We start from the raw sequence: 17,829 nt of genomic DNA on the forward strand, positions 1-17,829 counted from the left end.
CGCGCATGTGCGGACTTGTCGGGTACGTCGGGCATCGGGATGCCGCCGAGGTGCTGCTGGAGGGCCTGCATCGGCTGGAGTACCGGGGTTATGACTCCACCGGGCTGGCCGTGCTGAGCAAGAACAAGGCCAAGGTCGTCAAGGCCGCGGTGCGGGTGGCCGAGCTGCGCGAGCTGGTGCCGGACAAGCTCACCGGCGGCATCGGCATCGCGCACACCCGCTGGGCCACCCACGGCGAGCCCACCGACGCCAACGCGCACCCGCACACCGACACCACCGGCCGGATCTCGGTGGTGCACAACGGCATCATCGAGAACGCCGAGGTGCTGCGGGCCAAGCTGGCCGCGGCGGGTGTGGAGTTCAGCTCCGAGACCGACACCGAGGTGCTGGCCCACCTGATCGCGCGCAGCCAGGCCGAGCGCTTGGAGGACGCGGTCCGCGAGGTGCTGTCCGATGTGGAGGGAACCTACGGGATCGTGGTGCTGGACACCAGGTTCCCGCAGGAGCTGGTGGTGGCCAGGCAGGGCTCCCCGGTGGTGCTGGGCATCGGCAACGACGAGATGTTCATCGCCTCCGACGTGGCCGCCCTGGTCCGCTTCACCCAGCAGGTGGTCTACCTCGACGACGGCGAGCTGGCCACCGTGCGCGCGGGGGAGTACCGCACCAGCCGCCTGGACCGCTCCGCCGTGGCCAAGACGCCCACCACGCTGGCCATGAGCGTGGAGGACTACGACCGCGGCGGCCACGAGACCTTCCTGCACAAGGAGATCCACGAGCAGCCGGCCGCACTCGACCGGGCCCTGCGCGGCCGCCTGGACGAGCGGTTCTCCACCGCCCGCCTGGGCGGGGTCGGCCTGGACGCCCGCGAGGTGCGCTCGATCCGCCGGGTCAAGTTCCTCGGCAGCGGATCCTCCTACTACGCGGGCCAGATCGGCGCCACCCTGGTCGAGGAGCTGGCCCGGATCCCCGCCGACGCCGAACCCTCCTCCGAGTTCCGCTACCGCAACCCGGTGATCGACCCCGACACCCTCTACATCGCGGTCAGCCAGTCCGGCGAGACCGCCGACACGCTGGCCGCGGTGGCCGAGCTCAAGCGCAAGGGCGGCCGCCTGCTCGGCGTGGTCAACGTGGTCGGCAGCGCCATCGCCCGCGAGTGCGGCAGCGGCCTGTTCCTGCACGCCGGGCCCGAGGTCTCGGTCGCGGCCACCAAGTCCTTCACCAACATGGCCGCCTCCTTCGCCCTGCTCGCCCTGCATCTGGGCCGGGTCCGCGACCTGAGCCTGGCTGACGGCAAGCGCCTGGTCGAGGGCCTGCGCAGGCTGCCGGACCAGCTCAGCGAGATCCTGGCCGCCGAGGACGCGGTCCGCACCGTCGCGCACAAGTACGCCGAGGCCAGGCACATGTTCTTCGTGGGCCGGGTGCGCGGCTACCCGGTGGCCCGCGAGGGCGCGCAGAAGCTCAAGGAGATCTCCTACATCCACGCCGAGGCCTACCAGTCGGCCGAGCTCAAGCACGGCCCGCTGGCGCTGATCAACCCGGAGATGCCCTCGGTGGTGGTCATCCCCGCCGATGAGACCTTCGGCAAGAACCTGGCCACCATCGAGGAGATCAAGGCCCGCGGCGGCCCGGTGATCGCGGTGACCAACACCGAGCTGCCCGCAGGGCTGGCCGACGACGTGCTGTTCGTGCCGCGCAACGAGGTGCAGCTGGACCCGGTGCTGCTGGGCATCCCGCTGCAGCTGTTCGCCCACCACATCGCGGAGAAGCTGGGCCGCGACATCGACCGGCCGCGCAACCTGGCCAAGAGCCTGACCGTGGAGTGACCTAGGCCGCGGACTCCTCGGGCTCCATCAGCAGTATCACCCCGGTGGTCTCCGCGCCGGGGGCGCGCAGCGCCGAGCACAGCACCCGCACGGTGATGGCGCGCCCCCGGCGGTTGACCGCGGCCAGCTCCAGCTCCTGACTGTCCCCGCCGCCGTTGAGGATCTGCTTGATGGTCGGGCGGATCTGGTCGACGGGCAGGCCGATGTCCAGGTTCAGGAAGTGCTGGCCGACGGTCTCCTCCGGCCGCAGCCCCCACAGGTCCTCGGCCCGCCGGTTCCACACCTGCACGTGCAGGTCCCGGTTGAGCACGGCCACCCCGGAGCGCAGGCTGGTCAGGATCGCCGCCAGGAAACCGTTGGCCGCGTCCAGCTCGCCGGAGCGCTCCCGCAGCTCATCGTTGATCGACTGCAGCTCGTCGTTCGTGGACTGCAGCTCCTCGTTCATGGTCTCCAGCTCTTCGTTGGTGGACTGGAGCTCCTCGTTGGTCGTCTCCAGCTCCTCCACCGTGGACTGGAGCTCCTCGTTCGTGGTCTCCAACTCCTCGTTGGTCGACTGGAGCTCCTCGTAGGCGGTCTCCAGCTGCCGGTTGGCGTGCTCCAGCTCGTCCTGCAACCGGCGGGCCGAGGTCACGTCGTGGAAGACCAGTGTGACCCCCAGCAGCCCGGATTCGCTGTCCACCAAAGGGTTCACCTGGATCTCCAGGTAGAGCAGCTCACCGGCGGCGCGGTGGTACTCCACGTCGGCGACCAGCACCGTGCGCCGGTCCAGCTGCGCCTGCTCGATGTAGCGCCGCAGCTCCACCGGCCGGTAGGAGATCTCCAGATCGCGGAAGGGCCGCCCCATGTCCTTGGCCGTGACGCCGAAGAAGGTCTCCGCCGCCCGGTTGGTCACCGCGACCAGGCCGTCGGAGTTGACCACGATCTGCGCCACCGGGCTGTTCGCCAGCGCCTCGTCCCGCAGCCGGTCGAGGCCGGTCAGCTCGGCCCTGGGCAGCGGAACGGGCAGCTCGGCGAACATGACGCCGTTCACCGGCAGCTGCCGGGGGACCTTGCGGAAGACCCGCCGCTTCAGGTCGATCGGGGTGAACAGGGTGCTGTGGCTGAGCAGCATCTCGGCCTTGCCCAGGAACAGCACCCCGGTCTCGCTCAGCGCGAAGTGCAGCCGGGACAGGATCCGGCCCTGGGTCTCGGCGTTGAAGTACATCAGCGCGTTGCGGCAGACCAGCAGGTCGATCCGGGAGATCGGCGCGTCTTGCACCAGGTCGTTGCGGCCGAAGATGACCGAGCGGCGCAGGTCCTGGCGGAAGGTGTACCGGTTGCCGGTGGCCTCGAAGTAGCGCTCCAGCAGCTCCGGCGGCACGTCGCGGACTTCCCGGTCGGTGTAGGTGGCCTGCCGGGACTGGGCAAGGCCCTCCTCGTCCACGTCGGTGGCGTAGATCTTCACCCGGCGCCGGAACTCCTCGGGACCGAGCAGCTCGGCCAGCACCATGGCCAGGGTGTAGGCCTCCTCGCCGGAGGCGCAGCCCGCGCTCCACACCCGGATCGGGCTGTCCGGGTCCTTGTCGGCCAGCAGCTCCGGCAGCACCTCCGCGCGCAGGTAGTCCCACGCGTCGGTGTCCCGGAAGAAGTTGGTGACGTTGATCAGGATGGTGTTGAACAGCGTGGTGAACTCCTTCGGGTGCACCTGGAGCTGGTCCAGGTACTCCGTGTAGTCCTCCACCCGCAGCTGCGCCATCCGCCGCTGCACCCTGCGCACCAGACTCGACCGCTTGTACCCGGTGAAGTCGAACCCCCTGGTTTCCTTGAGGTAGACCAGGAGTGCCTCGAACTGGGGCTCGGTCTCGGTCACGTGTGCCCTTCCGGTGCGCCTGCCGCGCCGCGGCTACCGCCCATTACGACCGGCACCCGGCTGCCGTGACCGCAGCGTAGCCCACACCACCTTGCCGCCCACCGCGGAAAGGTGCCCCCACGCCGTGGCCATCTTGGAGATCAACACCATGCCCTTGCCGCCGGGCCGGTCCGGCCGCCTGGCCAGCACCGGCGGCGCGGCGCTGCCGTCGCGCACGGACAGGCACAGGTAGGTCCCGCGCATGGCCACGGTCAGCTCGAACCGGGTGCCCGCGTGGCGGACCGCGTTGGCCACCAGCTCGTTCACCACCATGACCGCGTCCTCGGACAGCTCCTCCACCCGCCAGGCCGCGCAGGCATCGGCCACCACCAGGCGCGCCTGATGACAGGCGGTGGCCTCCGGCGGATACCAGTCGCGCAGCACCGTCGGCGGCGGTCCCTTGGCCAGCGTGGCCAGCGCCTCGGCCGGGCCGGGGAACAGCTGCAGGTGCCGGACCAGCCCGATCCGCGCCATCGGCGCGTAGATCGCCTGCGGCACCGAGCACAGCGCCACCGGCACGGCCGGCCACTCCGCGGCCCGGCGGCTCAGCGCCGGGAACACCGTCAGCGCCACCTCATCGCCCAGCTGGAGCCCGGTCAGGTCCAGCAGCACCCCCGCGGGCTGCTCGGCAAGGCACTTGGCCACCGTCGCGCGCAGCGCGGGCGCGCTGCCGACCCGCAGCGTCCCGCGCGGCCGCACCACCGTCACCGGATGGCTCTGGTCTACCTGGCAGGTCAGCTCGCCGCTCATCGGCTCAGCCCTCTCCTGGATCCGGCGGTCCGGTCGCGACCCGGTTGATCAGGTCGCGCACCAGTCTGCCCGCGGCCTTGGCCTCGGCGGCGTTGTCGGCGAAGCGGCGCGCCGCCCAGGTGTTGCCGCGCTCGGTGGCCGACTCGGCCATCCGGCGGCCCAGCGCGCTCTTCTCCTCCAGCGCGCGCAACGCCACCCACAGCGCGTTCTCCATCGCCACGCCCTGCTCGGCCATCAACGTCTCGGGGGACCAGGCGTGCCCCACCCGGCAGCGAAACCGGGGCGCCGGTTCGCCCGGCAGGTCGAACAGCGCGCCGTGGCAGGACGGACAGCCCAGGCCCGCGGGCGCCGCGCCCAGCTCGTCGGTGGTCATGGGCGAGAACTCGGCCATCTCCGCCTCCGCGGTGAGCAGGTCGTCCACGGTCCCGGCGGCCGAGGGCGCCGAGGCCACCGCGAGCTTGCCGATCAGCTCGCCGATCTCGGTCGCGGACAGCACGTGGTCGACGTCGTTGTGTTCCCTGGCACTGACCGGCATCGAGGGGTGCACCGCCTCGGCCGGGTCCTGCACCACCGCCAGCCCGCCGACCGCCTTGATCGAGGCCAGCCCCGCGGTGCCGTCATCCCGCGCCCCGGAGAGCACCACCCCGACCGCCCTTGGCCCGACCGCCCTGGCCACCGAGCGGAACAGCGGGTCGACCGCGGGCCGGTGGTTGTTCTCCGCGGGGCCGTGGGAGAGCTGGATCCGGCCGTCGGTGAGCAGCAGGTGGTGGTTGGCCGGCGCCACGTAGATGTGGCCGGGCCGGGCCAGGTCGCCGTGCACGGCGTGGCGGGCGGGCACCGGTCCGCAGCGGCTCAGGATCCGGGGCAGCGCGCTGGGCGCGTTGCGCGGGACGTGCAACACCACGAGCACCACGGCGGGCAGGGCAGGGGGGAGGGCGCCGACCACGGCGCACAACGCCTCGACCCCACCCGCGGAAGCCCCGATGGCCACCACATCCCGGCGGGTCATGGCTGCAAACTACCCACGATGGGCTGGGTCGAACCGACATCGGCCGAATGGCCGTTTCCCCGGCCGCCGGACCGGGAAACATCCTGTGCATGGCGGCGGCGGCCTCGAAGATCGAAGTCGAAGTGGTGCGCGTGGGAGCGACCACCACGGTGTTCGTCCGCGGCGACATCGACCTGGCGGCCGCGCCGGAGCTGGGGCGCGCGCTGGCGGGCAACGCCGGCGGGGGCACCGAACTGGTGGTCGACCTCCGCCAGGTGGCCTTCCTGGACTGCGCGACCCTGCGCGTGCTGCTGACCGCCCAGCGCACCCAGCACGCGCTCGGCGGCAGCCTGCGCTGCACCGGCGCGCGCGGGCTGGTGCGCAAGGTGTTCCAGCTGACCGGCGCGGTCCGGCAGCTGGGCTGTTAGGCCGGGGCGGACGTCGCCGGCGCGGGCTCGGCCGGAGCGGGCGCGGCCTCGGCGCGAGCCCCGAAGCGGTCCACCGTCCAGCGGATCACGTTGTCCTTCAGCTCCACCCGCAGCACCACCGGATCGGCCGAGGCGCCCAGCTTGGCCAGCTGCTGCACCAGGTGCTTGCGCAGCTCGTCCACCACCGCGAAGGGCAGCGCGGGGGTCAGGGTGCGGGTCAGCGCGGAGCCGTCGGGGGCGGTGGCGGCCAGGTCGGCGCGAAGGGTGACCTCGCCGGGAGCGTCCTTGCCGACCGGGTAGCCGCCGAGGGCGTACACGGTCAGGCCGGTCACCTGGGCGGCCCGGACCAGGTTGCCGTCGGCGTCGGCCAGCCACACGTTCTGCTGCGTCATGCCCCGATCATGCCTGCCGACGGCCGCCCGCAGCGCTTCGGACCCTCCCGATATGTTTTGTCGGGGGTGTGCGGCAAGCTTTCTCGCGCTGGCCAAGATCATCAAGATCAAACCCCCTGCGAGGAGAAGAGTTGTCGATGCCCCAGGCATTGTCGGAGCAGGATCTGGAGCACGTTCGCGGTGAGCTCGCCGAGGGCAGGCTTCCGATCGTGTGGTTCACCTCCTCGGCCGTTGGCGTCGAGGAAGGTCGTTCCGGCAAGGTGCTGGCCCTGGGTGATGAGTCGGAGGGCGACTTCATCCAGGTCCGGCCGACCGGGTCGATGGACGTGCTGTCCTTCTCACCGAGCGAAGTCACCATCGTCAAGCCGTCCCGCAAGCGGACGGCGCCCCCAACCGAGGAGGTTCCCGTGACCACGGCCGAGGCCGAGTCCCCCAACGAGGCGCCCGCGTCCCCCGCGCCGGCGCCCGCGGCCGAGTCCGCGGCACCGGCCGCCCCCGCGGCCGAGTCCGCCACGCCCGCCGCCGCCGAGAAGCCCGTCGAGAAGCCGAAGCCGGCCAAGCCCGCGGCCAAGAAGGCCGCTGCCGCCGGGGCGGCCGAGCTGACCGTCACCCTCACCGCCACCGCCGACGGCGAGTGGAGCGTCGAGGTGGTCAGCGGCAAGAAGAAGGTCAAGCCCGCACCGGTCGCCGCGGCGAACGTGGCGAACCTGGCCGCCGAGCTGCCGGAGGAGGCGGCCGAGGCCGTCCAGGCCGTCATCGACGCCGCCCGTGAGCGGCACCGTCAGCGCGTCGAACAGCTCCAGGCGGAGCTGGAAGCCGCCAAGCAGGCACTGGAGGAGCTGGCCGGCTGAGGCCCGCTCAACCGTTCACCGACGGAGCCGTGCGCAGTGCGCGCGGCTCCGTCGCTTTTTTCGATCAGCAGTTCTACCTGCGGAAATACGGTCCAGGGCACATCAACTCTTTAGTCGGGACGAAGTGTGCCCGACAGCTCACCGACGCCGTGGCGCCGGTCACCGCTACCCAACCCGATTCGGCCCTAAACCTGTCGTGCGCACCACATCATTGGTTCATCGCCGCCAACGCTCAACCGCGGCGAGCCGAACTACCTGATGGAGGTGCCGCCCACCATGAGCGCACAGACGGTCTCCGCGACCATCGACGACCCGGCGAGTACGACGCGCCGGTCCAGCCTGCCCACCGCGCCGTGCAGCGTGGTCTGGAGCGGCGGACACGCGTACGTCCTGGAGCAGGGCTTCGGCCGCTCCCGCTGGGCCGGCGTCGATGACCGGGGCCGCGCGCAGTTGCTGACGAATGCGGATCTGCAGCGTCAGGGGTGGAGCACCCGCCGCGACATCTGAGTCGCGGCGCCCTCGCCACCCGTCTGATCCCCTCGGGCCACCCCACATCGACCCCGAACCGGTGTGGCACCCTGAGCAGCGCGGATCAGACGGGTGGCTGGAGGGGACGAGTGAGCAGCACCAGGCAGGAACCGGCCGAGGCCGAGCTGCCGGACCGGGTGTGGACCGTTCCGAACATCCTGAGCTTCCTCCGGCTCGCCGGAGTCCCGCTGTTCCTGTGGCTGTTGCTGGGCCCGAAAGCGGACATCCTCGCGCTGATCGTGCTCGTCGTCGCCGGTCTCTCCGACTGGCTGGACGGCAAGCTGGCCCGCTGGCTCAACCAGTCCAGCCGCCTCGGCGCCCTGCTGGACCCGGCGGCCGACCGGCTCTACATCCTGGCCACCCTGATCGCCTTCCTGATCCGCGACATCGTGCCCTGGTGGGTGGTCGCGGTGCTGGTCGGCCGGGAGGTCGTGCTCGGCATCGCGGTGCTCGTGCTGGGCCGCCTGGGCTACGGGCCGTTCCCGGTGCACTACGTCGGCAAGGCGGCCACCTTCTGCCTGATGTACGCCTTCCCGCTGCTGCTGCTCACCGACGGCACCTACACCGGCGCGGAGTGGTTCCGGCCGCTGGCCTACGCCTTCACCATCTGGGGCGGCGCGATGTACGTGTGGGCGGCCGTGCTCTACCTGATCCAGCTCGGCGGCGCGCTGCGCGCGGGCAGCCCGGCCCGGCTCGCCCAGGCCAGTGGCGGCTGATCCGAAACCGGGCGAGCTGGGCATCCTCGGCCAGCTGCTCGGTGACCACCTGGACGCGGGCTACGACGAGGCCCACCGCCGCCGCGACGGCGAACCCGCCAAGCGGCGCGGCCACAAGCTCTGGCTGGTCACCGGCGCGCTGGTGGCCGGGCTGTTGATGGGCGTGGCCGCCTCCGACGCCACCCAGCGCGCGCCCGGCGCGGACCAGACCCGGCGCAGCCTGGCCGACGACGTGGCCGCGGCCAGGGCCGAGACCGAGGAGCTGAGCCGCCGCGCCGCCGAGCTGGCCGCCGCGCTGGACCGGGCCCGCGGCAAGGCCCTCGACGGCGACGAGGCCGGCCGGGCCGAGCTGGAGCGGCTCAGCGCGCTCACCGAGGCCGCGGGCGCGATCGCGGTGCGCGGGCCGGGACTGGCCATCACCGTGCGCGACCCGATCGCCCGCGGCGAGCAGAACCACCAGAACGTGCTGGACCGCGACCTGCAGGTGCTGGTCAACGCGCTGTGGTCGAGCGGGGCCGAGGCGGTCGCGGTGGGCGGCGTCCGGTTGCAGCCCAGGGCCACCATCCGGCAGGCCGGTGGCGCGATGCTGGTGGACAACCGGCCGATCACCCAGCCCTACCTGCTGGAGGCGATCGGCCCGCCTGCCGAGATGCGCGAGGCGCTCTCGCACACCGAGGCCTACCGACGCTTCCTCGCCTTCGCCGCCGACTACGGCACGGTGTTCACCGTGGAGAACCGGGACGAGCTGCGCCTGCCCGCCGCCGGGATCACCGAGGGCCGCCTGGCCGCCACCCTCACCCCGGCCCCGCCCCCGACCTCATCGGCCAAGAGCACACCGCCGCCCACGAGCACACCGGGAGGAAAACGGTGATCGCCCTGTTCGCCCTCGCGATGGGGGTCCTGCTCGGCCTGTGGCTGGACCCCACGGTGCCCGAATGGGCCCAGCCCTACCTGCCGATCGCCGTGGTCGCCGCGCTGGACGCGCTCTTCGGCGGCATCAGGGCCCGGCTGGACGGCAAGTTCGACGCCAAGGTCTTCGTGGTCTCCTTCGTCTCCAACGTGGTCATCGCCGCGCTCATCGTGTGGCTGGGCGACGAGCTGGGCGTGGGCGCGCAGCTGTCCACCGCGGTGGTGGTGGTCTTCGGCATCCGGATCTTCGGCAACGCCGCGGCCATCCGTCGACACCTGTTCAAGGCCTGAGATGACCGGCAACGGGCTGCCCAAGCGCACCGGCGCGAAACACCGGCTGATCAAGATCAGGGACAACCGCTGGGTCACCGGGTCGACCATGGTGGTGCTGTGCGTGGTGCTCGGCGTCGCGCTGGTCGCCCAGGTCCGGCGTACCCAGACCGGCGAGGGCCTGGCCGAGGCCCGCCCGCAGGACCTGGTGGTGCTGCTGGACGGGCTGCAGGAGCGCGAGGCCGCGCTGCGCAAGGAGATCGCCGAGTCCGAGGCCACCCTGCGCAAGCTCCAGGAGGGCGGCACCGCCTCGGCGGCCGCGCTGGAGGAGGCCAGGCGCAGGGCCACCGCGCTGGCCGTGCTCACCGGCACGGTGCCGGTGACCGGACCCGGACTCCGGGTGGAGATCGGCGACGGCTCGGGCAAGCTGGGGCCGGAGGTGCTGCTGGACGTGATCCAGGAACTGCGCAACGCCGGCGCCGAGGCGCTGCAGGCCGGTCCGGTCCGGGTGGGTGTGGACACCGCGCTGACCGGCGCGGACGGGCTGATCCGGATCGACGGGACCACCCTGACCCTGCCCTACGTGATCACGGCCATCGGCGATCCCCCTACTCTTGCCGCGGCACTGAACATCCCCGGCGGGGTGGTGGACACAGTGGAACGCAAGGGCGGCTCGACACGCATCCAGCAACAGGACCGCGTGGAGATCACCGCGTTGCGGGCGGAACGCAAGCAGAAATACGCTCGACCAGCCGGTTGACACAAGGGTTGGTCGGCACGTCGCACCGGCACGGAAGGGGAACACTCGGTGAATGTGCCCGAGCAGTTGAAGTACACGGACGACCACGAGTGGGTGCAGGTCACCGGCGATGGCGTGGTGCGCGTCGGCATCACCGACTACGCGCAGAGCGCACTGGGCGACGTGGTGTTCGTGCAGCCGCCCTCGGTGGGTGACACGGTCAAGGCCGGCGACAGCATCGGCGAGGTCGAGTCGACCAAGAGCGTCTCCGATATCTACGCGCCGGTCGGCGGCGAGGTCACCGCGGTCAACGAAGCCGTGGTCACCGCGCCGGAGACGATCAACTCCGATCCCTTCGGCGAGGGCTGGCTGTTCGAGGTGCGCCTCGACGACGCCGCCGCGCTGGACGGCCTGCTGGACGCGGCCGCCTACGCCGAGAAGATCAGCGAAGCGTGATCTCGATCTTTCGCCGGCTCTTCGGCAAGCGCAGGAGCCGCTCAGGGAACGAACAGACCAACACGGTACGTTGGCAGGACACTTCGCAAGATCCATCGGGCACGAGGAGCACTCAGGTGAGCACGCACGACGGGCCCGGCGTTCCGCCGGAGCGTCCCGCAGAGTCCACTTCGGTCTTCCGGGCCGACTTCCTCGCCGAGGTCGAGGGCACCGAGACCGCGGCCCCAGAGCCGGCGATCTCCGGTGTCGACGCGCTGCCGGCCGGGTCCGCCCTGCTGGTGGTCAAGCGCGGCCCGAACGCGGGCTCGCGCTTCCTGCTCGACCGCGACACCACCAGCTCGGGCCGTCACCCCGACAGCGACATCTTCCTCGACGACGTCACCGTCTCCCGGCGGCACGCCGAGTTCCGCCGTGAGGGCGGGGAGTTCGTCGTGGTCGACGTCGGCAGCCTCAACGGCACCTACGTCAACCGGGCCCCGGTGGACACCGCGGTGCTGGCCAACGGGGACGAGGTCCAGATCGGCAAGTTCCGACTGGTCTTCCTGACCGGCCCCGGCGCACCGGCTCAGTGACGGCGGCCGGGCGGCCCCAGCATGGTGGCCTCAGCATCGGCACGGTGCTCTCGCAGCTCCGGGCCGAGTTCCCCGAGGTGACCATCTCCAAGATCCGGTTCCTGGAGTCGGAAGGCTTGGTCCGCCCGGCGCGTACCCCGTCGGGGTACCGCCAGTTCTCGCCGGTCGACGTCGAACGCCTCCGCTTCGTGCTCGCCGCGCAGCGGGACCACTACCTGCCGCTCAAGGTGATCAAGGAGCAGCTGGAGGCATTCGACAGCGGTGACGTGCCTGCGGGCGCCTCCCCGCGCCCGCCGCGCACCCTGGTCGCGGTGGACGGCCTGCCCGGCGCCGAGGCGTTCTCGCCCGGCGGTGAGGTCCGGCTGACCCGCGAGGAGCTGCTGGAACGCACCGGCATCGACGGCGCGACCCTGGTCGAGCTGGAGCGCTACGGCCTGGTCAGGGCCGGGGCGGCCGGGTTCTACGACTCCGACACCGCCGCGCTGGTGCGCACCGTGCGCGCGATGACCGAGTTCGGCATCGAACCCAGGCACCTGCGCGCGTTTCGTTCCTCCGCCGACCGGGAAGTAGGGCTGGTGGAGCAAATCGCTGCGCCACTTGCCCGGCAGCGCGACCGCGACGCGCGGGCGAGGGCGGACGAGGTGGTCAGAGAGCTGGCCGCGCTGTCCGTGACGCTGCACACGTTGCTGGTCAAGATCGGCCTGCGGGGCGTGACCGGCGGGTGACTCCCGCGCAGGTCGCGGCCGAAACGTGATGTTCGTGCCCGCGATGACATGGGCTGGAGCAGGCAACCGTGTCCTGCGGCGGGTAGCGTCGGAGGAGTCGGTACGCGATCCTCGTAGTGGCGGGGATATTGCGGTCCAACGCACTGGAGGAGGCGAGTTCCGATGAGCGAGATGCGCGTCGTCGGTGTGCGGGTGGAGCTGCCCGCGAACCAGCCGATCCTGCTGCTGCGTGAAACCGAAGGTGACCGCTATCTGCCGATCTGGATCGGCTCGGTGGAGGCGACCGCGATCGCGCTGGAGCAGCAGGGGGTGCGGCCCTCCCGGCCGCTGACCCACGACCTGCTCAAGGACGTGATCGGGGCACTGGGGCGGCAGCTCGAACAGGTCCGGATCACCGACCTGCAGGAGGGCACGTTCTTCGCGGAGCTGGTCTTCGACGGGGATGTGCGGGTCTCGGCCCGGCCGAGCGACTCGGTGGCGCTCGCGCTGCGGGTCGGCGTGCCCATCCACGCCGAGGAGGCGGTGCTCGCCGAGGCGGGCCTGGTCATCCCGGACGAGCAGGAGGACGAGGTGGAGAAGTTCCGCGAGTTCCTGGACTCCGTGTCACCGGAGGACTTCCGCGGGGCGGACACCTAGAGACAACGCATACTTTCCACTCGGGCCCCTGGACCGCCGTCACCGACGGTCCAGGGGCCCGAGTCGTTCAGTGATCAACCACTCTCCGCCGTCACACCATCGTGTGGTCAAGCTGTGATCTTGTGGCGGTTGTGCTGGGATGCCGGACCGGTCGTCACCGTCCGACCAGGTGACGGCGCGGGTATCGGTTCAGAAGAGTGAGGACGACCGAGGCGCCGGGCGGGACGGTGGTCCCTTCCCCGCGCGTCGCGTTGACCCGGGGGATGGCCCGTCTTACCGTCGGTGGCGAGTCAATCGCGCCGGGGCAGAACCAGTTTCCCGGCCGCCTGCTCAGGACCGACACGCCGGTGGGGACACGGGCGTGCGGTCGCCGTTGCCGACCGGAGGGTCGGCCGAGGGGAGGCACGCGTGGTCGAGGAAGCGCCAAGCCATCGAGGCGCGCCCGAGCAGGGTGCTTTGTTCCCTGACCTGTCGTTGCCGGACGAGCTGGTCGGCTATCGGGGCCCGGCGGCCTGCCAGATCGCCGGCATCACCTACCGCCAGCTGGACTACTGGGCCCGCACCGGACTGGTCTCGCCGACCATAAGGAGTGCCCACGGCTCCGGCAGCCAGCGCCTGTACTCCTTCAAGGACATCCTGGTCCTGAAGGTGGTCAAGCGGCTGCTCGACACCGGCGTCTCGCTGCAGAACATCCGGGTCGCGGTGGACCACCTGCGCCGCAGGGGCGTGCGCGACCTGGCCCGGATCACGCTGTTCAGCGACGGCACCACGGTCTACGAGTGCACCTCCCCCGAGGAGGTGGTCGACCTGCTGCAGGGCGGTCAGGGCGTGTTCGGCATCGCGGTCAGCGGGGCGATGCGCGAGATCAGCGGCACCATCCACGAGTTCCCGGCCGAACGGGCCGACGGCGTGGAGCTGCTGCCCGGCGAGGACGACGAGCTGGCCCGCAAGCGCCGCGACCGGCAGACCGGCTGAACCAGTTCTGCCCCTAGGGTGTGTCCGCCGGGTCACGCCTGCGATAGCCGCGCCGGTTTGGCCGCTGACGGCACGGCCGGAACACCCGGATACGCCCGGTATGAGGGCGTCCCGGCCGCGCCGCCAGCGACCAAACCGATCACGACTCTCGCAGACGTGACCCAGCGGACACACCCTGGTTCAGTTCTGGCTGAAACCCCTCGGAGCGGCCGTTCGCCGCTGCTTAAGCTCCCGCTGACGGCTGCCCAGGGAGCAGCCGCCCGCACTTGGGGGTTCCACCATGACTCGACGTCTGCTGACTGTGGCCGCGCTCGCCCTGGCCGCTTTCGGCGTCTCCGCTCCGCTGGCCCAGGCCGCGCCCGCGCCGATCAGCTTCGGGCACGAGCAGGGCAAGTTCACCGGCACCAAGGACACGGTGTGCAACCCGATCATCGGTTGCACCTACAAGCTCGAGGGCACGCTCAGCACCGCGGGCGCGGACTGCTACCAGGTCCAGTGGACCGCGGGCAGCGGCTGGGGCGCGGTCAACGTGCCGCCGGCCTGCGGCGCCGGCGAGCACCGGGTGGCCCGCGGCTTCCCGTGGCCGGGCGCCCGCCCGACCGCGTTCCGGCTGTGCCTGGTCAGCTCGGACGGCGCGGTGCGTTCCTGCGGCGCCCAGCAGGCTTCCTGACCCGCGCCGCCGCCGCGCGCATCCCGGCAGGCTGCGCGCGGTGGCGGCCCGGCCACGCCCTGTGTCCGTTCGCGACCACGGCCGGTGACCTGGTGTTCTCGGGCACGTCGGAAACTTCCGGTTAACTCAGGCGGGGTAGGATTCGCGCGTAGTCGTGATCCCCACGCGGGAGAGCCCGGACCGGAGCCATCGGTCCGGCGCCGAAGGAGCAACTCCTCCCCGGAACCTCTCAGGCCAAGCGGACCGTGTGGGCAGACACCTCTGGAAAGCGGTCCGCGTTCGCGTGGACCCGCCGACGGTGCAAGTCCGGCGCCGCACTGGCCGGGTGAAGCTCTCAGGCGCCCGGAAACCGGGTACGGACAGAGGGGGAGGGCAGTTCCGCATGCCCACCCCTAGGCGCCGGAGGCGAGAGCATGACCCAGCCGAACCCCGATCGCATCCCCTTGGCCGCGCTGGAGCACGGCACTCCTTTCGCCGACCGGCACGTCGGTCCGCGGCCGGCTGAGCTGGCCCGGATGCTCGACGTCATCGGGGTCGGCTCGCTGGAGGAGCTGGCCCAGCGGGCGGTGCCCCGGGTGATCCGCGAGGGTGAGCTGTCCCTCGCGCTGCCCGCGCCGGCCACCGAGTTCGAGGCGCTGGCCGAGCTGCGCGCGCTGGCCGACCGGAACACGCTGCGCACCCCGATGATCGGCCTCGGCTACTACGGCACCATCACCCCGCCGGTGATCAAGCGGAACGTGCTGGAGAGCCCGGCCTGGTACACCGCCTACACCCCGTACCAGCCGGAGATCTCGCAGGGCCGCCTGGAGGCGCTGCTCAACTTCCAGACCATGGTCGCCGACCTGACCGGCCTGGAGACCGCGAACGCCTCCATGCTGGACGAGGGCACCGCGGCCGCCGAGGCCATGACGCTGGTGCGCCGGGCGGGCAAGGCCAAGTCGCCGCGGTTCGTGGTGGACGCGGACAGCCTGCCGCAGACCATCGCGGTGATCGAGACCCGCGCCGAGCCGCTGGGCATCGAGATCGTGCTCGCCGACCTGGCGCAGGGCCTGCCCGAGGGCGAGTTCTTCGGCGTGCTGCTGTCCTACCCCGGCGCCGGCGGCGAGGTCCGCGACTACCGGGCGCTGGTGGAGCAGGCGCACGAGCGCGGCGCCCAGGTCGCGGTGGCCGCCGACCTGCTCGCGCTGACCCTGCTGACCCCGCCGGGGGAGTGGGGCGCGGACGTGGTGGTGGGCACCACGCAGCGCTTCGGTGTGCCGATGGGCTTCGGCGGCCCGCACGCCGGGTTCATGGCGGTGCGCTCCGGCCTGGAGCGGCAGCTGCCCGGCCGCCTGGTCGGGGTGAGCGTGGACGCCGACGGCAACCCGGCCTACCGGCTCGCGCTGCAGACCCGTGAGCAGCACATCCGCCGGGAGAAGGCGACCAGCAACATCTGCACCGCCCAGGTGCTGCTCGCGGTGATCGCCGCGATGTACGCGGTCTACCACGGCCCCGACGGCCTGCGCGCCATCGCCACCAGGGTGCACCGCCTGGCCGCGGTGCTCGCCGCGGGCCTGCGCGCCGGTGGCGTGGACACCAAGCACGACCGCTTCTTCGACACCGTGCTCGCGCACGTGCCGGGCCGCGCCGCCGAGGTCGTGGCGAACGCCCGCGCCCTCGGCGTCAACCTGCGCTTCGCCGACAACGACCACGTCGGCATCGCCTGCGACGAGACCACCACCCGCGAGCACCTCGCCCTGGTGTGGCAGGCCTTCGGCGTCACCGGCGAGGTCGACGCGCTGGACGCAGAGACCGCCGACGCGCTGCCGGCCGAGCTGGTCCGCACCTCCGACTACCTGACCCACCCGGTGTTCCACACCCACCGCTCGGAGACCGCGCTGCTGCGCTACCTGCGTGGCCTCTCCGACAAGGACGTGGCCCTGGACCGCAGCATGATCCCGCTGGGCTCCTGCACGATGAAGCTGAACGCCACCACGGAGATGGAGTCCATCACCTGGCCGGAGTTCGCCAACCTGCACCCCTTCGCACCCGCCGCCGACGCCGCGGGCCTGCTGTCCCTGGTGCACGACCTGGAGGCCTGGCTGGCCGAGGTCACCGGCTACGACGCGGTCAGCGTGCAGCCCAACGCGGGCAGCCAGGGCGAGTTCGCCGGCCTGCTGGCCATCCGCGCCTACCACCGCAGCCGCGGTGAGCAGGCCCGCGACGTCTGCCTGATCCCGTCCTCGGCGCACGGCACCAACGCCGCCAGCGCGGTGATGGCCGGCATGCGGGTGATCGTGGTCCGATGCGATGACAAGGGCAACATCGACCTGGGCCACCTGCGCGAGACCGTTCAGGCCCACCGCGACGACCTGGCCGCCATCATGATCACCTACCCGTCCACGCACGGCGTGTACGAGGAGACGGTGGCCGAGGTGTGCGCGCTGGTGCACGAGGCGGGCGGCCAGGTCTACGTCGACGGCGCGAACCTCAACGCCCTGGTCGGCCTGGCCCGTCCCGGCAAGTTCGGCAGCGACGTCTCGCACCTGAACCTGCACAAGACCTTCTGCATCCCGCACGGCGGCGGCGGCCCCGGCGTCGGCCCGATCGGCGTCCGTGAGCACCTCGCGCCGTTCCTGCCCAACCACCCGCTCCAGCCCACCGCGGGCCCGGCCACCGGCGTCGGCCCGATCAGCGCCGCCCCGTGGGGCAGCGCCTCGATCCTGCCCATCTCCTGGGCCTACGTCCGGATGATGGGCCCCGACGGCCTGCGCCGCGCCACCCTGACCGCCGTCGCCGCGGCGAACTACGTGGCCCGCAAGCTCGACGAGCACTTCCCGGTCCTCTACACCGGCGAGGGCGGCTTCGTCGCCCACGAGTGCATCCTGGACCTGCGCCCCATCACCAAGGCCACCGGCGTCACCGTCGACGACGTGGCCAAGCGCCTGGCCGACTACGGCCTGCACGCCCCCACCATGTCCTTCCCCGTGGCGGGCACCCTCATGGTCGAACCCACCGAGAGCGAAGACCTGGCCGAGCTGGACCGCTTCTGCGAGGCCATGATCGCCATCCGCAAGGAGATCGACAAGGTCGGCGCAGGCGAGTGGCCGGTGGAGGACAACCCCCTCCGCAACGCCCCGCACACCGCCGAAAGCCTGACCGGCGACTGGAACCACCCCTACACCCGCGCCGAGGCCGCCTTCCCGGTCAAGACCGACCGCCCGAAGATCTGGCCCCCGGTCCGCCGCATCGACGGCGCCAAGGGCGACCGCAACCTGGTCTGCTCCTGCCCGCCGATCAGCGCCTTCGAGAGCTGACGGACAGACAGACAAACAAAGAACACCGCCGAGCGCCCCGGGCCGAAAGGTCCGGGGCGCTCGGCGTAGTCCCCCCGGGGTTCGCGACAAGAGACCAGCAGCCGGGCTGGCTTTTCAAAACATGTCCGAAGTCTTGAGGTTCCCCATGCCCGTCAACCTGGAGACATCGCACCACATCCCCGCGAGCAGACGCTCACAGCAACCGCCGCCAACAAAG

General features: G+C 71.6%; 19 protein-coding genes and 2 riboswitches. Of the genes, 15 read left to right on the top strand and 4 right to left on the bottom strand.

Features of this window, described 5'->3' with window-relative positions; all coding sequences use genetic code 11:
- Positions 1-5 precede the first annotated feature (5 nt).
- Entirely contained in the window at positions 6-1,823 is a 1,818-nt protein-coding gene (gene glmS, locus ACWDY5_RS32310; RefSeq protein ID WP_449725932.1) for a glutamine--fructose-6-phosphate transaminase (isomerizing), read from the top strand.
- A 1-nt stretch (position 1,824) separates the two neighbouring features.
- Here the strand turns inward: glmS and ACWDY5_RS32315 are convergent, their stop codons facing one another.
- Genes ACWDY5_RS32315 through ACWDY5_RS32325 form a run of 3 tightly spaced genes read right to left on the bottom strand, consistent with a single transcriptional unit; the run spans position 1,825 to position 5,470 of the window.
- On the bottom strand, positions 1,825-3,672 hold the full coding sequence (locus tag ACWDY5_RS32315) for a CheR family methyltransferase (RefSeq protein WP_449725933.1): 1,848 nt from the start codon (positions 3,670-3,672) through the stop codon (positions 1,825-1,827).
- Between the two features lie 33 nt (positions 3,673-3,705).
- Complete coding sequence (locus ACWDY5_RS32320; protein ID WP_449725934.1) at positions 3,706-4,461, bottom strand: ATP-binding protein; 756 nt, start codon at positions 4,459-4,461, stop codon at positions 3,706-3,708.
- A 4-nt stretch (positions 4,462-4,465) separates the two neighbouring features.
- The gene (locus ACWDY5_RS32325; protein ID WP_449725935.1) at positions 4,466-5,470 is read right to left on the bottom strand and encodes a chemotaxis protein CheB; all 1,005 of its coding nucleotides are present in this window, start codon (positions 5,468-5,470) and stop codon (positions 4,466-4,468) included.
- A 131-nt stretch (positions 5,471-5,601) separates the two neighbouring features.
- On the opposite strand from ACWDY5_RS32325, the gene ACWDY5_RS32330 reads away from it, so the two are divergent.
- On the top strand, positions 5,602-5,877 hold the full coding sequence (locus tag ACWDY5_RS32330) for an STAS domain-containing protein (RefSeq protein ID WP_449725936.1): 276 nt from the start codon (positions 5,602-5,604) through the stop codon (positions 5,875-5,877).
- On the opposite strand, the gene ACWDY5_RS32335 is transcribed toward ACWDY5_RS32330, so the two are convergent.
- The gene (locus ACWDY5_RS32335) at positions 5,874-6,269 is read right to left on the bottom strand and encodes a hypothetical protein (RefSeq protein WP_449725937.1); all 396 of its coding nucleotides are present in this window, start codon (positions 6,267-6,269) and stop codon (positions 5,874-5,876) included. The genes ACWDY5_RS32330 and ACWDY5_RS32335 overlap by 4 nt on opposite strands.
- A 137-nt stretch (positions 6,270-6,406) precedes the next feature.
- Between ACWDY5_RS32335 and ACWDY5_RS32340 the strand changes: the two genes are divergently transcribed.
- The 13 genes from ACWDY5_RS32340 to gcvP all read left to right on the top strand — a co-directional run bounded on the left by ACWDY5_RS32340 (position 6,407) and on the right by gcvP (position 17,612).
- On the top strand, positions 6,407-7,120 hold the full coding sequence (locus tag ACWDY5_RS32340; protein ID WP_449725938.1) for a DUF6319 family protein: 714 nt from the start codon (positions 6,407-6,409) through the stop codon (positions 7,118-7,120).
- Between the two features lie 276 nt (positions 7,121-7,396).
- Positions 7,397-7,627, top strand: coding sequence for a hypothetical protein (locus ACWDY5_RS32345; RefSeq protein ID WP_252481554.1), 231 nt, complete (start codon positions 7,397-7,399; stop codon positions 7,625-7,627).
- 110 nt (positions 7,628-7,737) lie between these two features.
- Positions 7,738-8,364: a CDP-alcohol phosphatidyltransferase family protein gene (locus ACWDY5_RS32350; protein ID WP_449725939.1), complete on the top strand. Its 627-nt coding sequence runs from the start codon at positions 7,738-7,740 to the stop codon at positions 8,362-8,364.
- On the top strand, positions 8,354-9,235 hold the full coding sequence (locus ACWDY5_RS32355; RefSeq protein WP_449725940.1) for a DUF881 domain-containing protein: 882 nt from the start codon (positions 8,354-8,356) through the stop codon (positions 9,233-9,235). The genes ACWDY5_RS32350 and ACWDY5_RS32355 overlap by 11 nt, the downstream gene beginning before the upstream one ends.
- Entirely contained in the window at positions 9,232-9,564 is a 333-nt protein-coding gene (locus tag ACWDY5_RS32360) for a small basic family protein (RefSeq protein WP_252481557.1), read from the top strand. Before ACWDY5_RS32355 ends, ACWDY5_RS32360 begins: the two co-directional genes overlap by 4 nt.
- A gap of 1 nt (position 9,565) precedes the next feature.
- Complete coding sequence (locus ACWDY5_RS32365; RefSeq protein WP_449725941.1) at positions 9,566-10,303, top strand: DUF881 domain-containing protein; 738 nt, start codon at positions 9,566-9,568, stop codon at positions 10,301-10,303.
- A gap of 48 nt (positions 10,304-10,351) precedes the next feature.
- Positions 10,352-10,738, top strand: coding sequence for a glycine cleavage system protein GcvH (gene gcvH / locus ACWDY5_RS32370; protein ID WP_449725942.1), 387 nt, complete (start codon positions 10,352-10,354; stop codon positions 10,736-10,738).
- A gap of 116 nt (positions 10,739-10,854) precedes the next feature.
- Positions 10,855-11,310, top strand: a complete 456-nt coding sequence (gene garA, locus ACWDY5_RS32375) for a glycogen accumulation regulator GarA (protein ID WP_252481560.1) — start codon at positions 10,855-10,857, stop codon at positions 11,308-11,310.
- Positions 11,307-12,035, top strand: coding sequence for a transcriptional regulator FtsR (ftsR, locus tag ACWDY5_RS32380; RefSeq protein WP_449725943.1), 729 nt, complete (start codon positions 11,307-11,309; stop codon positions 12,033-12,035). Before garA ends, ftsR begins: the two co-directional genes overlap by 4 nt.
- 162 nt (positions 12,036-12,197) lie before the next feature.
- Positions 12,198-12,671, top strand: coding sequence for a bifunctional nuclease family protein (locus tag ACWDY5_RS32385; RefSeq protein ID WP_252481562.1), 474 nt, complete (start codon positions 12,198-12,200; stop codon positions 12,669-12,671).
- 408 nt (positions 12,672-13,079) lie between these two features.
- Complete coding sequence (locus tag ACWDY5_RS32390) at positions 13,080-13,646, top strand: MerR family transcriptional regulator (protein WP_449725944.1); 567 nt, start codon at positions 13,080-13,082, stop codon at positions 13,644-13,646.
- Between the two features lie 280 nt (positions 13,647-13,926).
- The gene (locus tag ACWDY5_RS32395; RefSeq protein ID WP_449725945.1) at positions 13,927-14,316 is read left to right on the top strand and encodes a hypothetical protein; all 390 of its coding nucleotides are present in this window, start codon (positions 13,927-13,929) and stop codon (positions 14,314-14,316) included.
- 156 nt (positions 14,317-14,472) lie between these two features.
- Positions 14,473-14,572, top strand: a riboswitch (glycine riboswitch).
- Positions 14,573-14,686, top strand: a riboswitch (glycine riboswitch).
- Between the two features lie 43 nt (positions 14,687-14,729).
- Positions 14,730-17,612, top strand: coding sequence for an aminomethyl-transferring glycine dehydrogenase (gene gcvP, locus ACWDY5_RS32400; protein WP_449725946.1), 2,883 nt, complete (start codon positions 14,730-14,732; stop codon positions 17,610-17,612).
- Positions 17,613-17,829 lie beyond the last annotated feature (217 nt).

The organism is Crossiella sp. NPDC003009 (assembly GCF_053591555.1).